Source organism: secondary endosymbiont of Heteropsylla cubana, assembly GCF_000287355.1.
Taxonomy (GTDB): domain Bacteria; phylum Pseudomonadota; class Gammaproteobacteria; order Enterobacterales; family Enterobacteriaceae.
The window spans coordinates 1-16,625 of the sequence record NC_018420.1 but is presented as its reverse complement, the minus strand read 5'-3'; the positions used below and the strand labels follow the sequence as shown (position 1 = coordinate 16,625).

The window sequence follows — 16,625 nt, the reverse complement described above, 5'->3', positions numbered from 1 at the left end:
AGTAAACATCAATTGCTTGCTAGACTGATTTTTAGTTAATTTCATATTATTTTAGTATTTTCAATTGAGATTATTATTTTAAATTTTTCATATTAACAATGTCTTATTTGACTGCGTTAGTACTGGGTGATGATATAAATGGTTTTTTTAATAAATTTAATCTAAAAAATTATTAGTTATTTATTGATTTGTAATTATTAAAAATTGTTTTTTTAAAGGTTTTTTCTTAATTATTAGGGTGTTTATATCATAGTTATATTAATAAAATTAAACGTTATTTTTTTTATGAGTATTAGTATTTTTATCTACAAACTATACTGTAATTAAAATTAAAAAGATTCTAAGGAAGGGTGGTCATTTTTTAAACTTTTAGTAGTAAAGTGCTGATAAGTTATACAAGCAAACTAAATATTTACTAATATTTCTAGCATTAAGAAATACATAATTGTAAACAAAAATGTTTATATTTTAGTTGTCTTAAATTTATTATTTTACCTATCAACGGTTTTTATTTTTCAATTGTGATATTTATCTCGTTTTTAAGTATTTGATATAATAAGCCATTTCTTACTCTGATCAAATAATGTAAATAATATTTAATATTATTGCTTGTAAGTAAATTATATATCTGCATTTCTAATTTATCTACAAATGATTAATTGAACATCTAACTAGATTAATAAATACTAAAAAGTAAAATCAAATCAATGAAAGCAATAATATAATCTTCTATTAACTTAAAATAAAATACATGTCGAGCATAATATCATAATATAATGATATGTAATTGGTGCATGGGTTATTTACCAAATGGTATAGCGTATTTTAGTGTTTTTTTTAAAATAGTCATTTATGATTTCTTACGAGTGAATGCGTTATATTAAGACCCATTTCAGACCTAAGAATAATCCTAAGGATATTTTATCAATTAAAGTAATTTATAATTTTTAAGATTTTCTTTAGTTTTTCGATGGTTTTTAAAATTTACAAAGAGGTAACAGTAATAGGTATATAATTTCTTAAATTTAAATTTTTCAAAAACAATATATAGTTAAAATTTTTATGAAAAATAATAATAAGTCTTATGGCTACTATGCTCAAATATTTGAAAATTTTAATAATTATAAGAAATGGAGAAAATTAGTAATTTTAAACTCATAGATAAAGTTTGCGTTCTTAATAGTTAATAATAATAAATTTTTTTTGTATGATGTCACTAAATTAGGATTTATTATGCAATAAATCTACTCCCTGTTGTTTGCTTTTCCCACAATAAAGGAATCTGCAAGTAATGAAAGGAAAAAAAATGGGTGTACCTGAAATATGGCTTAAGGCAATCTCTTACCTGTTGATGTTTCTTTTTGTAACCCTGATCATTCCACTACATTTATTTCCCTGTTTTTTGGCCAGTTTTCTAGCATATGAATCGATTACCTCTCTAACACCTTATTTTGAACGTCTAGTAGGGAGTAATTGGGGTCGATGGGTTGTAATCACGTTAATTACTTTTTTCGTGGTTTTTAGCATGACCTTAGGAATCCTCAGTGTGGTTAGTTTTTTAACTTCGGACGTGCAGCGTAGTATGGATATAATTGCTGAAACTAACCGTATTTTTTCTGATGTAAAAAATCATTTGCCTGATTATCTTCCTTCGTTTTTACCAGATAGTGCAGAAGAGTTAAAGGACCAGATTTTTACTTTAGTGGAATCCAATTTCATCATGCTTAGGAATATGGGTCGTTCTTTTCTTCATGGTTTAATTACGATTTTTATCGGTTTAATTATTGGGGGAATAATTTCTTTACATAAGCCGTCTTCTTCTAATACCTATTTCATACAGCAGTTGTTAGAACGTCTTTATTATCTCTCTGAGGCATTTCGCAATATTGTTTTTGCTCAAATAAAAATATCTATCGTTAATACTTTTCTAACAGGAATGTTGATTTTAGTCTTATTTCCTTTATTCAATGTACATCTACCTTTTGGTAAAACTTTAATTGTTAATACTTTTATTTTTGGATTACTTCCAAGTGTCGGTAATCTTATTTCCAATATCATGATTATTATTTCAGGATTATCATTGTCATTAGGTATAGGTAGTATAATGATGATATATCTTATATTAATTCACAAATTAGAATATTTTCTTAATGCTGAAATTGTTGGAAGTCGAATTAATGCAAAATCTTGGGAATTATTATTAGCAATGCTTCTCTTCCAAGCGATCTTCGGTTTAGAAGGATTAATAGCAGCTCCGATTTATTATGCTTATTTAAAAACTGAATTACGAGCACAAAAATTAATTTAATGAGTGATAGTACTGAAAATATACGTTTTTATTTTTAACCATAATATATTGTTATAACAACACTTTAAATAATAAGATAAAAAGGTTTTTATATAGTCTAGTCGTCGTCCTCCTCCAAATAATGATGTTAGCTTAATTATAAGATTATTTATATAAAATTAAATTTTTTAATTAATTGTTATATTTGTAACATTATGAATCACCATAACAGTTTTTTTGTTTTATAAAAAATAAAAATTATTTTACAACTAAATTAGATTGCTGGAACAACTAGTGCTTAAAAAGCATTCGTGTTTAAAAAAATCTATCTATGATTGAGTGATTTTAAGCGAATGTATGTTGTAATAATTATTTTTATAATATTTACTTGTCTGTATCTATTGGATTTACCTAATCAATGTTATGTTTATTGCCGGAGAGAAATTAGCTCTCTCATCTCCATGACTTATTAGATTAAAATCGATAATAATATTTTTTTAGTATTATGCATAATTAAAGTTGTTTAAATTATTTGTTAGATGTGAATCTATAAAGGTTAGATAAATGTTTATTTGGCTGTATATTTTTTATTCTTATGGTTCTTTTTAGTTTTATTTTATTAATTAATCGATGTAGTTTTTTTTGCAATTGAGCTTTATACAAAAAGATGTTTTTCTTTATGTAAAAGTTGTTAGCTAATAATATTTTAAATAATATTTAAGATCTATTTAAAAAGATAAAGAAAACACTTTTTTGATATCAATCAATATCGTAACAAACAATATAGTTTTGTTTAAAAATATTTAATTTTATATTGATAATGTATTTTTTAACATCTAATGAATAGACATTCATCAATATTCTAGCTTTAAAGTCTAGTTAGCTTCAATAGTGATATTTTCACGAACACTAAGATTGTTATTTTAAGTTTTTTAATAGCTCCTAATATGAAAATATGTATGTTTATGAAAACAATTAATAGATTGATTATAAAATAGGTATAAAACAAATTTTATTTTTTTGGATATACTTGATTATTGAAATATTGTTAGGTGCTAACTGTGTTGTATGAAAAAATCTTTATTGGAGTTTAAAATTAAAAAATGGTTTATTGAAATCTAGGACTAGAATATTGTCTGTGTCACGAAACAATGTAATTAGCTTCTAAAATTTATAGAGATCAGCTATAATTATCGTTTATAGATCGGAAGATCTTACTGTTTATCTATTATTTTTGAAAAATGTGCTAAATATTGTAAGTTGATTCATATTGCCGTAAGGTGATTTGTAGTTACCTAGGGAGACGGCATCTAAGGATAGACTCCATTTTATGATTGTCCCACGTGACCAGCATAGTATTTCCCGTAAAGAGATCAGTGAAAATGCGTTAAAGGTTCTTTACCGTCTACATAAAGCGGGATATGAAGCCTACTTGGTCGGCGGTGGGGTTCGTGATCTTCTTCTTGGAAAAAAACCTAAAGATTTTGACATCACCACTAGTGCAACTCCAGAGCAGATGCGCAAACTTTTTCGTAATTGCCGTCTAGTTGGGCGTCGTTTTCGGTTAGCGCATGTTATATTTTTACCCGAAATTATTGAAGTCGCCACCCTTCGAGGGCACCATCAGATATTGCAAGCAGAAGAAGCTTCCAAGGGAGCAGCTTTAACTAATCATAATGGCAGGCTACTTCGTGATAATATTTTTGGATCTATCGAGGAAGATGCTGAGCGCCGTGATTTTTCTGTAAATAGTCTTTATTACAGTGCAGCTGATTTCACTGTGCGTGATTATACTGGTGGGCTAAAAGATTTAGAAGAAGGAACCATTCGGCTTATTGGTGATCCGGAAACTCGTTATAGGGAAGATCCTGTACGCATGCTTCGTGCAGTACGCTTTGCCGCTAAATTAGATATGACAATAAGCAATGAGACCGCTGCACCTATTCCTAAGTTAGCGGGATTACTGCATGAAATCCCACCTGCACGACTTTTTGAAGAAGCCCTTAAATTACTACAGGCTGGTTATGGTGAAGCAACTTATCGCTTGCTATGTGAATATCAACTTTTTCAGCCGTTATTTCCTCTTATTAGTCGTAATTTTACCGAGAACGGTGATAGCTATATGGAACAGATGTTAATACGCGTTCTCATTACGTCAGATAAGCGTTTTCATAGAGATATGATGGTTAATCCAGTTTTGTTATTTGCCGCTATGTTGTGGTACCCGCTACTTGCGCATACTCAAATACTTATACAGGAGAGTAGTCTTTCTTATTTTGACGCCTTTCCTTTGGCGATGAATGATATTCTTGACGAGCAATGTCGAACGTTAGCTATACCGAAACGATTAACTGTTTTAATGCGCGATATGTGGCAATTACAATTTCGTTTATCACGTTGTCATGGAAGACGAGCAAATAAGTTAATAGAGCATCCAAAATTTCGTATTGCTTATGATTTGCTTATACTTCGAGCTGAAATTGAAAAAAATACTGAATTGCAACGGTTTAGTCGATGGTGGGGTGAGTTCCAAGTTGCAACACGTCCAAAAAAACAGAAGATGCTTGTGCATCTCGATCATGAAGATTTTACATCTTTTTATCCTTTACTGAAGTCGGGTGTCTAAGTGCGAAAGTGTGTCATAGAAAATGTTTGGTTAGCGATTGGAAGTAACCTGGGAGATCCGACAAAACAAGTAAAAGCTGCTCTTATGGCGATAGGAAGTTTACCTAATACTCGGTTATTGGTTTGCTCGTCTTATTATCGCAGTCTTCCTTTGGGTCCGCAGGACCAACCAGATTTTTTAAATGCTGTTTTATTATTAGAAACAAGTTTAACACCTGACAAGTTTCTTGATTATATCCAAGCTATTGAACGATGTCAGGGTCGCAAGAAACATGTTTATCGTTTTGGACCTCGCACATTGGATCTGGATATTTTATTATTTGGAAAACGAATTATTACTACTCCTCGATTAATCGTTCCGCATTACGATATGTATAATCGTGAATTTGTCCTGTATCCTTTGTTAGAAGTTGCTCCGAACTTGATATTTCCTGATGGAACCTTATTAATACAACGTTTAAGTCGGATATCGCGTAAAAATCTCACCTATTGGGTTAAAGAGTAAAATATTTTTATTACCTTCAATTGAGATCTTTGAGTTATCTAGAAAACTTAATGTATTTTTTTAACGAAAAAGATTTCTCTACTTTGAATATTCAGGTAAAGTTTTTTTGATTTGTTTTAATCTATTAAACATATTGATTATTTTTAATAGGATTATATCGTGTAATTATTCCTCTATATTTTCAAAAATCTTTAAAAATATAATCTTAACTGATAAGATGATTTTAATAGATTGATAATAAAGATAAAGTAGATTTTTTATACTCTTTGAAATCAAAGTTTATTAAAAATAATAGTGTTTATAGTTTTATCTACTTAGGATTAGGGATGGTCGGATGAACTTGATTAAAATATTTACATTTTTCTTATTTAGATACAAACTATTCTAGTCATCATTGCTCAATGTGCAAACAAAATTTAATATTTTCAATATTGTTATTTACAGTATTTTTAATTTTCGTCTGATTGTAATTTATCATGTAGGGCGGATCTTTAGTATCAGTTATATTTTTACCTTAAGAGTTAAGTTGTTAGGGCGATATTTTTGATACAAAATAGTAGTTAAACATTTTCTTTTTCGAAATATTACCAATAATTTAAAATTTTTAAATATTTTTATATTTATTAAATTTTCGATTGAACGATTAATTGCTATTTGAAACGACTATATTTAAGAGTATATAAGGGAGTTAATTTTTTTTTTGATTTTCATTCTGAATCTATTAAGATTAAGATAATCAGATGATTTGTCAATCACGATTCCATTAAAATTATTACATAAAGTTGAAAATACGTATATCTATTTGATATTGCATATTTAATGGTTTGTGTAGATCAAAATAAAGGTAGATAAGTAACTTCAAAAAAATTAAGAATTTATAATTTTGTATAAAGATTATAGGAATAAACTATATTTAAGTATAAATATAGTGACTACAGTATATCAAATGATTTTTTAGTGACTCATCATCTGCGCTTATGGGTAACTGAGTTTTAATTTTTTATTAACGTTAACATAATTACTTATGCATATTCAATAAATATACTGCATTTTAATAAAATAACAATAAAACTATTAATCAGAAAATACATCTATTTTGTTTATTAATGTAAAATACACATGATGTGGTTTAAATTAAATCTAGTGAAATTAGATAAAATATATCAGTTTTTAAAAAACTAGATCCTGTGATGAGTAATAGTTTTTTTAGGCTTAGCGAGGAAATTTTTCATTAAAACTTACTAATAAAGATTTCCAAAATTTAAACTTAATATTGTTAATGGAGATTTTCTATATTTGTTGTGAGTCAATGGAATGTAAATTCTAGTATTAATTTACTAAAAGATATAGAATTATAAATTACTTATAAACAACATTATTAGCAATATTTAATAAAGATTTAATTTAATTTCGATCAATTTTTCTATGAGAAGAGTATGGTATTTTTTTTGCCATAGAATATCTAATTTAAGAAAGATACAATTAAAAATGTTTGTTGACTTACATAGTCAGTATGACAATATTATTTTTAATAAAATGTTTTATAGCACATGCTTTAATAACTACATAATTAAATAAAATCTAGAGCTTGACATGAGAAAAATAGTTTGCCATTTTAAATATAAATTTAAGTTTACTCTACAGTTTATTACATTGCAAAATAAAAAGTTAATGTTAACATCTATCTAGATTTATGTTTGATCTGGTTAAATGTTAATTGCATCTCGAATGTAACCTAGTTTATAGAAAAAAATTTTAACTATAATTGAATGTTAAAAATTAATGTAATCCTATCGGATTAGCTTAAAAACTAATCTCGATTTCTTTTTTTTCGTAAAATCTCAATATCAGGTATCTGCCGCTTTGGCTAGAAAAACACTTAGAATGAATAAAAATCGGCAACATACTCTTCTATGTTGGCTTCGTTTGCAAAGTAAACAAACGCAAGGTTATCTTCATCTTTCTCTTTTACTTGGATTGATAAGTGCCACGATGATTATCGGGCAAGCTTGGATGCTAGCAGGTTTACTTCAATCATTTATTATAGATAAAATACCTCGAATAATACTGATAAGAAATTTTTTTTTCTTAGCTTTGTTTTTTATTTTACGTGCATTAATTAATTATGCGCGTGAACAAGTAGGTTTTATTGCGGGGGCTCTTCTTCGGCGCCACATTCGAGTTCAATTGCTAGATCGACTTGCTCGATTGGGTCCCGCGTGGATTCATAATCAGCCCTCTGGCAGTTGGAGCTGCATGTTGCTTGAACAAGTTGAAGATATGCAAGAGTTTTATGCTCGTTATTTACCTCAATTATCTCTTGCGGTGATGATACCGTTGATGATGTTGATTGTAACTTTTTTTATGAATTGGGTTGCTGGTATAATACTTTTTTTAACTGCCCCGCTTATTCCTATCTTCATGGCATTAGTTGGTATGGGGGCTGCTGAAGCTAATCGACGTAATTTTTTAGCACTTTCGCGTCTTTCTGGTTACTTTCTCGACCGATTGCGTGGACTTAATACTTTGCGTCTTTTTTTTCGCGCCGAAGTAGAAATGCAAGAGTTAGCTCGTGCGACTGACTTGTTTCGTCAGCGTACTATGGAGGTATTACAGATTGCATTTTTATCTTCTGGAGTGTTAGAATTTTTTTCTTCTATTTCTATTGCGTTAGTAGCAGTTTATTTTGGTTTTTCCTACCTCGGAGAATTTAACTTCGGCACTTATGGAAGCGCAGTTACACTTTTCTCTGGTTTTTTAATATTGATTTTAGCTCCGGAATTTTTTCAGCCTTTACGTGATCTAGGGATGTTTTACCATGCTAAAGCTCGTGCATTAGGAGCTGCTGAATCCTTAGTCTCTTTTTTAGAAAATAATGAAGATCAATTTCAAGGAATCGGAAAAGAGGTACTGAATCCTGGATTGGTGAGTTTAGTTGCTAATAATCTATGCATATTATCTCCAGATGGAAGCATACTTGTAGGTCCATTAAATTTTTCTGTGTCTGCGGGTCAGAGAGTAGCAATTGTTGGTATTAGTGGATCAGGAAAGAGTTCAATTTTTAGGGTACTATTAGGTTTTTTACCTTACAGCGGCTCAATTTTAATTAATGGTAAAGAATTACGTACGCTTGAACTTAACTTATGGCGTAAACGTTTGAGTTGGATCAGTCAGAATCCTATCTTGCCGGCATCAACATTACGTGAGAATATATTGCTCGGAGCACCACAAGCAAATCATGCACAATTAATGAAAGTCGTTAATGTTACTTATATAAAAGAGTTTTTATCTGTTTTATCTGATGGACTAGACACTAAGATCGGAGAAGATGCTAAATTGCTTTCTGTAGGTCAAGTGCAACGTGTTGCTTTAGCTCGTGCTCTTATTCGCACTCCAGACTTGCTTCTCCTTGATGAGCCAACTGCCAGTCTTGATGCTCTTAGTGAAAAATTGATTATGCGTGCACTGGATCCTGCTATGCGTCGTCAGACCACATTGTTTATTACTCATCAGTTACAAGTTATTACAGATTTTGATTTGATTTGGGTGATGGACGATGGGAAGATAGTTCAACAAGGGACTTATAAAGAGCTCTCATCTAGAGAAGGACCGTTAGCTGCTTTTATTTCTTCTTAAATACAGGATGGCTATTTAGTATGCGTGCGTTATTTCCTTATTTGCGCCTTTATAGGCTTCATCGTGGACAATTATTGCTTGGAATTCTATTGGCTATTATTAGCTTATTAGCTAGCAGCTTTCTTTTGATCCTTTCCGGGTGGTTTCTTTCGGGTACAGCAATAGCAGGAGCAGCTGGTCTTTATACTTTTAACTATATGCTACCTGCTGCAGGTGTGCGTGGTGCAGCAATTATTCGTACCGTTGGGCGCTGGGTTGAGCGGGTAGTTAGCCATAATGCCACATTCCATCTTTTGCAGTATCTTCGTCTTTATGTTTTTAAAAGCATTTTTCCAATTTCAACTTCTACTACTAATATTCGCTTGTTCCGAGGGGAACTGCTCAATTGTCTCGTCTCAGATGTAGACACATTAGATCATATTTATCTTCGACTTATATCCCCCTTAGTAAGTGCATTAGTAATTATATTGATAGTAACTATAAGTCTTTGTTTTTTAGATCTACAGGTAGGGTTAATTTTTGGAATGATCATGATATTAATTTTACTTATTTTTCCTGTAGGGTTTTATTGTGTTGGTAAACCTGTTGGTGAAGCACTGAGCACTCTTCGATCTGAGTATCGTTTACAGTTTACTACTTGGCTTTTGGGTAACGCAGAGCTTACCTTATACGGTGCTTCTGGATATTATCTTAGTTTATTAGAGATTACGGAACAGCGTTGGCAGATTCAACAGCGCCGACAAAGCGAACTGAGCGCTGCTTCACAAAATTTACTTTTAATATTGACAGGTCTAACATTAACTTGGGTATTATGGATTGCGTCTGAGAAAAACAATATCTTATCTTCTCCTCTAATAGCGATTTTTGTTTTTGCAACACTGTCAGTGTTTGAAGCGTTGAGTCCAATAGCAGTTGCATTCCAACATCTTGGAGAAGTTATTGCTTGCGCTATGCGTCTAAATAATCTTATGCAAAAACCAGTCGAGATTGTTTTTCCAATTTTTGGTCCTTCGGTGGTTTCAAATGTTTCTCTTAGATTTCATCAAGTGCGATTTTCCTATCCAGGAAAATTAGTCCCTTCTATTAATAATTTAACACTAAAGGTTTCTTCGGGAGAACATGTTGCTATCCTCGGTCATACTGGAAGTGGAAAATCTACTCTATTAAAATTATTAACTCGAGCTTGTAATCCCCAAAATGGAGAAATTTTGTTAAGTGATATTTCTCTTGATCAATGGAGTGAAAGCGCTTTACGTAAGATGACGTCGGTAGTTGAACAGCGCCTTCATATTTTTAGTGCTACACTACGTGATAATTTACGTCTTGCAGCGCCAGATGCTAACGATGAACAATTAAGCGCTATTTTGATGAAAGTTGGTTTGGGGAAACTACTTAAAGGTGAAGGGCTCAATATGTGGTTAGGCGAAGGTGGTCGAGCTCTTTCTGGTGGAGAAGAGCGTCGGATTGGTATTGCGAGGGCATTGTTGCATGATTCCCCTTTGTGGCTTTTTGATGAACCAACTGAAGGTTTAGATTCTGTAAGTGAGCATCAAATACTGAAACTAATTTTTACAGTTGGAAAAGGAAGAACTCTTATTATTGTCACTCATCGTTTGCAGGGTCTAGAAAATTTAGATCGTATTTATATTTTAGATGAAGGCTCCATTATCGAAGAAGGAACTCATCAAAGTTTAATGAAACAGCGTAAACGTTATTATTATTATCATATAAACTTGTTAAATAAATTAAAATATTAAAATAATATTTTAATTAATAATTATTGTATTTAATAATCTAGATATTTATAGAAAATTCTTTCACAAAAATCTTTTTGTTTAAAAACAAAAAAATGAAATTTAATAAAATTTTTTAAAATATGATTTGTAAGTTTGTTTTTTTTGTAAAACTAAAAAAAATTAAAAAATTTTATTTAGCAAATTTTCCCATATTTAGTGGAATTTTTGTTTTTCAGGTATTATAAGTATTAATCATTATTAATGATATCTCAATGAATAAACTACAATTTTTATATTTATTGACCAGTCAAAAAAAATCTGAAAATTATCTTTAGATATTAGCAAAATTTATTAAAAAATAACAATTATATCAGGAAAAACTCTTTAATTATTAATAATTAATCATTAATCTCAAATTAATGTTCTTTTTTTTAAATAGACTTTTATTCTATATTTAATAAGACATATAGTTAGTCATAATTGTTATTATGAAGCTTTAAATATAAAAATTTGTTAAGATTATTAAAAATTTATATATTTTTATGACTTGTTTATTTATTCTAAACATCAGCTTATAGGTGTATGTGTTAAATTTATTTTTTTAGTAGTGATTATTTTTAAATTAAATAACTTCATTAAAGTGAATATGTAGTAAGTAAATAAAAAGACTGTCTTATATCTTAAAACTTTGTTGCATAAATTAGAATTTTAGTTAATTATATCTTTAACATAACCTCCATTATTTCAATTTTCAAGACCTTTTATACGAGAAAAAAAGTTTCATTGAATACATTAAATGACTTTTATCGGAAGGGTATAGTAAGTTGTTGAAAATATTTTAAAGAAGTTGTAAATATTCTTCTACTAGGAAGAGAATCCATAGGGTATCATTCAGATTTTTCATTACCTACATATCAGTATCATCACGTTTTAGTTATATGATGGAAACGTTTCTACTTTTCTTATGATTTTAAGAAAGATATGTGAAGTTTTTGTTAATAAAATATAATTGTTATTAAAATATTGAGATTGCTTTACGATTAAGCAGAAAAAATAATTCCCATTAATATGTAGAATTTTTTTTATAGCAAGATCATCTATATGTATTTTTTTTATTAATTAAATAAAGTTTAATATGTATTGTAATAGTGAACGTAAAATATGAATAGATTGTACTGTCCACAAGACGCAGAGTATATCTGTAAAATAAATATAATTTGTAGATTATCATGCAGTATATGACATGCTATATAATGATTCATCTATTGATGGTTAACTTTTTAACATTCTTCCATTCTAATATATTCTACTCAGAAAAATTGAGAATTCTTGTTTGAGTATGTTTTTAATTTTTTCTATTTTCTGATGAGAATTTTAATGATTTAGATATAACTATTAATCTTTCTTATTTATAATAAATAAGACAATATTTAATTATATTAACATTGTTTCTTAATTTAATTAGACGAAAAAGTATTATGTTTTATAAAAATGAGAACATTCTTAAAAAGAAAAGTAATTAGTTTAAATTTTTAATGGTTAACAAATAATTATTTAGTTTAAATATATAAAAAACTATAAACTTATGTAAGTGAGTTATTGAAGAGGTTTAAAGTAAAACCATTTTTTTAAAAAAAAATTATTAAGTATTTATAATAATGTCAAGATATTTTAATAATAAACTTGCTTACAGCAAATATACTTACTAGTTGTTATATATGAAACGAGTGAGTACTTTACTAAGTGTTGATAAAAGATTATGCGTAATTTATATTTTTCTTATTATAAATTAGCATGTAATAGTCTTAAAGAGAACTGATGAGCATTGTTAGAGATATATATCTTGTTAGTTTCACTATAACAATGTAATCTATTTAAAGATATATCTTTCTCTTAGTATTACCTATTTTATAATAGTATTGTATAAACTATAAGACTCAAAGTAGGAGTAATTAAATTTCTTAATAACAATCTAAGAGCTTTAAGAACAATTTTTTGCAAAGAAAGAATATATGGAGATTGAAAAATGGATAAATTAACTAACGTGTCTATCATGGTAGAGTCTCTGTCACGTATTTACCATCGCCTGAGAAAAGAAGTAAATGGCCAGTTGGTAAATGAAGGTCTTTCCATGTCAAAAATGAAAATTTTACAATTAATCATTACTGGAAAAACCAGTGCAACTGATATTAAAAATTATATGGGTTTTTCATCTAGAACGGTGGTAACAGTTCTCGATGCTTTAGAAAAAGAGGAAATGTTACAGAGAAAGCAAAGTCCAACAGATAGACGGGTGAAGTATGTTCATATTACACAGAAAGGACTTGAAAAACTAAGTCTTGCGGAAGAGATCCATAAAGTTATTTTAGATCGTATTTTTTCACCTCTATCTGAAATACAGTTAAAAAATTTTAGTGAAATTTGTAAATCCCTTGAATTTCAAAAAAAATAGAAAAATTTAAGATTTTTTTCAGTTTTTAAAGTATTAACTAAAAGCCGGACAGTTATACTCATCCGGCATATAATAGTAACAATGAAGATAATTATTTTAATTAGTATAAAATATGTTAAATTAAATAATGTTTTTAATATTTCATGCAGTAATAATACTATTTTTGTCTAAAAATTGAATTCACAACTAAAATGTAAAATCGTAAATTATTTTGGTTACTAAGAAAACCTTGACCAAAACGCTCGTTTTTTTAATTGTTTTATTTTTCTTAGTTAATTTGAATATTATAATTATATATCTTGTATTTTTTTATAAATATTTTTAATTAATTAAATTTTTCCTCATAAGTCTTATTAAACTCTACAGACATATTCTCGATGAGTTATCTTATTTCGGTAGTGTTTATTGAATCTTACAACCTTTTTGCAATAAATGTTATAAAGCAATGATTTTTTTTATCATGTTCATTTAAAGATATTTTATTGAGATATATGCATTATATTTGTCTCAAGTAAGATACTGTAACTGATTTTTAATTAACATTAAATCTTAACATTACTGTATTGTAGATTCGATTATGTCGACAACATTATAAATAGAGTCTTTTAAATTTACTAGAATAAATTTTCTAAAATCTTTGGTTTTATGGTCAGCGTCAATTTGTAGTTATATTGAAAGAATCAGAAAAAAAAGAAGCAATCATTTATAGTTAGTAAAATATTTTTACGCAGTAATATCTGTTTTTTATAAAAAATTTCATAGACATGTAATTATACAGTATTATGTTTTTATTTAATTATTCTTTATAATTTATGTGTGTTGTTTTTATCTAAAAAATAGATTATCTAACATGAATCTACTGTGGTGGTGATTATATGCGCATTGGCATGATAGCATAGGAGGCTGCCTGATTAGCGCTATCCTCAATTTGAATGCTAGATATTTCATCGGTTAAAAAGAAACGAACCTCTTCGCATTTTAAAGTATTCAGAACATCTAATATGTAATTAACATTAAAACCAACCTCTATATCACTACCTTTATAAATAACATCTAAAATTTCTTCCGCTTCCTCTTTTTCTGGATTATTAGCGGTAATTTTTAGTTGGTTTGTACTAAGGTAGAGTCGAACACCACGAAATTTTTCATTAGAAAGAATAGCGGCACGAGTAAAGGCTTGTTTAAGGAGATCACATTTAGCTTCAAGAATTTTATGGGGATTTTTTGAAAAAACCCGACTATAATCAGGGAAACGACCTTCAACTAGTTTAGAAGTTAAAATGTAATCACCGACAGTGGCACGAATATTATTTTTTCCAATTTGTAGTTTTACTGGGTTTTTTCCGTTATTTAATATTCGTACTAACTCTACTACTCCTTTTCGAGGGACAATTACAGAATGTGAGGGTAGTGGTTGATTTATGGATATAGTGCAAAGCGCTAAACGATGCCCGTCAGTAGCTACCGTACGAAGCTCCTCTCCTTTGGTTTCAAATAGCATACCATTAAGATAATAACGTACATCTTGATGAGCCATTGAAAATTGTGTAGATTCAATTAGTCGTTTTAGAATAGACTGTGAAAGGGTGAATTCTACTTCTCGATGCCAATGATCTAAATTAGGAAACTCTGAAGCTGGTAGGGTCGAAAGAGAATAACGACTACGACCTGATCGCATTAACATACGTTCTCCTTCTAGTATGATAGTGATCTCTGCTCCTTCTGGCAATCCGCGACAAATGTCAAAAAACTTACGAGCTGATACTGTGGTTTCTCCTTCTTCATGGATAGCGTTTAGCCTAACCTGAGCTAGTATTTCTATTTCTAAATCAGTGCTAGTTAACAGCAAACGATTTTTGAATACCTGCAAAAGCAAATTGCCTAGAATTGGTAAGGTGGGGCGACCTCCCAACGGGCTGCTAACTTGTTGCAGAGGTTTTAAAACTAGATCACGTTGAACAATAAATTTCATAGTTATGAAGATAATATTTTGATTAATTGAGAGAAATCTTCTTTTATGTTAAAATTTTCTTTTCTCAACTGCTTGATTTTTCTGCAGGCGTGAAGGATTGTTGTGTGATCTCTTCCGCCGAAGGCGTGACCGATTTCGGGAAGACTATGATTTGTTAATTCTTTTGATAACGCCATAGCTATTTGTCTAGGGCGAGCTACTGATCGTGAACGTCGTTTAGCGAGTAAATCACCTAATTTAATTTGGTAGTACTCTGCTACAGTTTTTTGGATATTATTAATAGTTACCAATTTTTCTTGTAGAGCTAATAAGTCACGTAGTGCTTCACGCACAAAATCAATGCTAATTACCTGACCACTAAAGTTAGCATTAGCAATAACGCGATTTAAGGCACCTTCTAGTTCACGCACATTGGAGCGTAAACGCTGGGCAATAAATAGTGCAACTTCTCCAGGTAAGAAAGTTGAATTTTCATCAGCTTTTTTTATCAAAATTTCCACACGCGTTTCAAGTTCTGGTGGATCAATGGCAACTGTTAGTCCCCAACCAAATCGGGATTTGAGTCGGTCTTCTATCCCATAAATTTCTTTGGGATATCGATCAGATGTTAGAATGATTTGTTGATTACCTTCTAATAAGGCATTAAAAGTATGAAAAAATTCTTCCTGAGAGCGTTCTTTATTAGCAAAAAACTGAATATCATCGATAAGTAATGCATCAACAGATCGATAATAATGTTTAAATTCTTCTATAGATTTATTTTGCAATGCTTTAACCATATCTTGAACAAAGCGTTCAGAATGCATATATACCACATTGGGGTGCGCCTGTAACCCTAAGATTTCGTTTCCTACAGCATGTAGTAAGTGGGTTTTACCTAACCCCGTACCACCATAAAAGAATAATGGATTATACGTACTACCAGGATTTTCAGCTACTTTTTGTGCAGCTGCGCGTGCAAGTTGATTAGACTGACCTTCAATGAAGTTTTCAAAATTATGTTTTGGATTAACATTAGAGCGATAACAAACTTCTTTTTTTGTAGAGGGAACATTCCATTTTGTTAGAGAGGTTGAGTTTATCCACGGAGTAGTAGTAATCCGTTGAGACTGTGTGGAGTTGCTAGTGTGTTGTTGTGTGGATGATTGCAGCATCCCCACTTTTAATGGTTTATTACCCACCTCAAAACGTAACATGGGAGCGTTATTGCCACAAAAATCATTTAATAAGCCAGTAATATTGTTGAAATACTTATTTTGGACCCAATCCAAAACAAATTGATTGGGTGCATAAAGCGCTAAGGTGTTATCACTTAGCTCTGCCTGTAAAGGGCGGATCCACATACTAAATTCTGTGGAAGATAACTCATCTTGTAACCGGATGATACATTGTTGCCAAAGGGAAAGTGACAC

Annotated in this window: 8 protein-coding genes; 6 read left to right on the top strand and 2 right to left on the bottom strand. The window is 29.8% G+C overall.

Features of this window, described 5'->3' with window-relative positions:
• Nucleotides 1-1,306 precede the first annotated feature (1,306 nt).
• From A35E_RS00040 to A35E_RS00015, 6 genes are all read left to right on the top strand, one after another.
• Nucleotides 1,307-2,308: an AI-2E family transporter gene (locus tag A35E_RS00040; RefSeq protein ID WP_014888632.1), complete on the top strand. Its 1,002-nt coding sequence runs from the start codon at nt 1,307-1,309 to the stop codon at nt 2,306-2,308.
• A gap of 1,309 nt (nt 2,309-3,617) precedes the next feature.
• Nucleotides 3,618-4,913 (top strand): polynucleotide adenylyltransferase PcnB, encoded by a 1,296-nt coding sequence (pcnB, locus tag A35E_RS00035; RefSeq protein ID WP_014888631.1) that lies wholly within the window; start codon nt 3,618-3,620, stop codon nt 4,911-4,913.
• Entirely contained in the window at nt 4,914-5,417 is a 504-nt protein-coding gene (folK, locus tag A35E_RS00030; protein ID WP_014888630.1) for a 2-amino-4-hydroxy-6-hydroxymethyldihydropteridine diphosphokinase, read from the top strand. It begins immediately after the preceding gene.
• Between the two features lie 1,884 nt (nt 5,418-7,301).
• Nucleotides 7,302-9,053: a heme ABC transporter permease/ATP-binding protein CydD gene (gene cydD / locus A35E_RS00025; protein ID WP_044105052.1), complete on the top strand. Its 1,752-nt coding sequence runs from the start codon at nt 7,302-7,304 to the stop codon at nt 9,051-9,053.
• Nucleotides 9,054-9,073: 20 nt separating this feature from the next.
• Nucleotides 9,074-10,810 carry a heme ABC transporter ATP-binding protein/permease CydC gene (gene cydC, locus A35E_RS00020; protein WP_014888628.1) on the top strand — a complete coding sequence of 579 codons (1,737 nt, stop codon included), beginning with the start codon at nt 9,074-9,076 and terminating at the stop codon, nt 10,808-10,810.
• Between the two features lie 2,005 nt (nt 10,811-12,815).
• Complete coding sequence (locus tag A35E_RS00015; protein ID WP_014888627.1) at nt 12,816-13,241, top strand: MarR family winged helix-turn-helix transcriptional regulator; 426 nt, start codon at nt 12,816-12,818, stop codon at nt 13,239-13,241.
• 871 nt (nt 13,242-14,112) lie between these two features.
• Here A35E_RS00015 and dnaN read toward each other — a convergent pair.
• Both dnaN and dnaA read right to left on the bottom strand, forming a co-directional pair.
• On the bottom strand, nt 14,113-15,213 hold the full coding sequence (gene dnaN, locus A35E_RS00010) for a DNA polymerase III subunit beta (RefSeq protein WP_014888626.1): 1,101 nt from the start codon (nt 15,211-15,213) through the stop codon (nt 14,113-14,115).
• A gap of 2 nt (nt 15,214-15,215) precedes the next feature.
• Entirely contained in the window at nt 15,216-16,625 is a 1,410-nt protein-coding gene (dnaA, locus tag A35E_RS00005) for a chromosomal replication initiator protein DnaA (RefSeq protein ID WP_014888625.1), read from the bottom strand.

Coding starts and splice junctions, on each gene's coding strand:
- A35E_RS00040 (WP_014888632.1), top strand. CDS start 1,307: ATGGGTGTACCTGAAATATGGCTTAAGGCAATCTCTTACCTGTTGATG.
- pcnB (WP_014888631.1), top strand. CDS start 3,618: ATGATTGTCCCACGTGACCAGCATAGTATTTCCCGTAAAGAGATCAGT.
- cydD (WP_044105052.1), top strand. CDS start 7,302: ATGAATAAAAATCGGCAACATACTCTTCTATGTTGGCTTCGTTTGCAA.
- cydC (WP_014888628.1), top strand. CDS start 9,074: ATGCGTGCGTTATTTCCTTATTTGCGCCTTTATAGGCTTCATCGTGGA.
- A35E_RS00015 (WP_014888627.1), top strand. CDS start 12,816: ATGGATAAATTAACTAACGTGTCTATCATGGTAGAGTCTCTGTCACGT.
- dnaN (WP_014888626.1), bottom strand. CDS start 15,213: ATGAAATTTATTGTTCAACGTGATCTAGTTTTAAAACCTCTGCAACAA.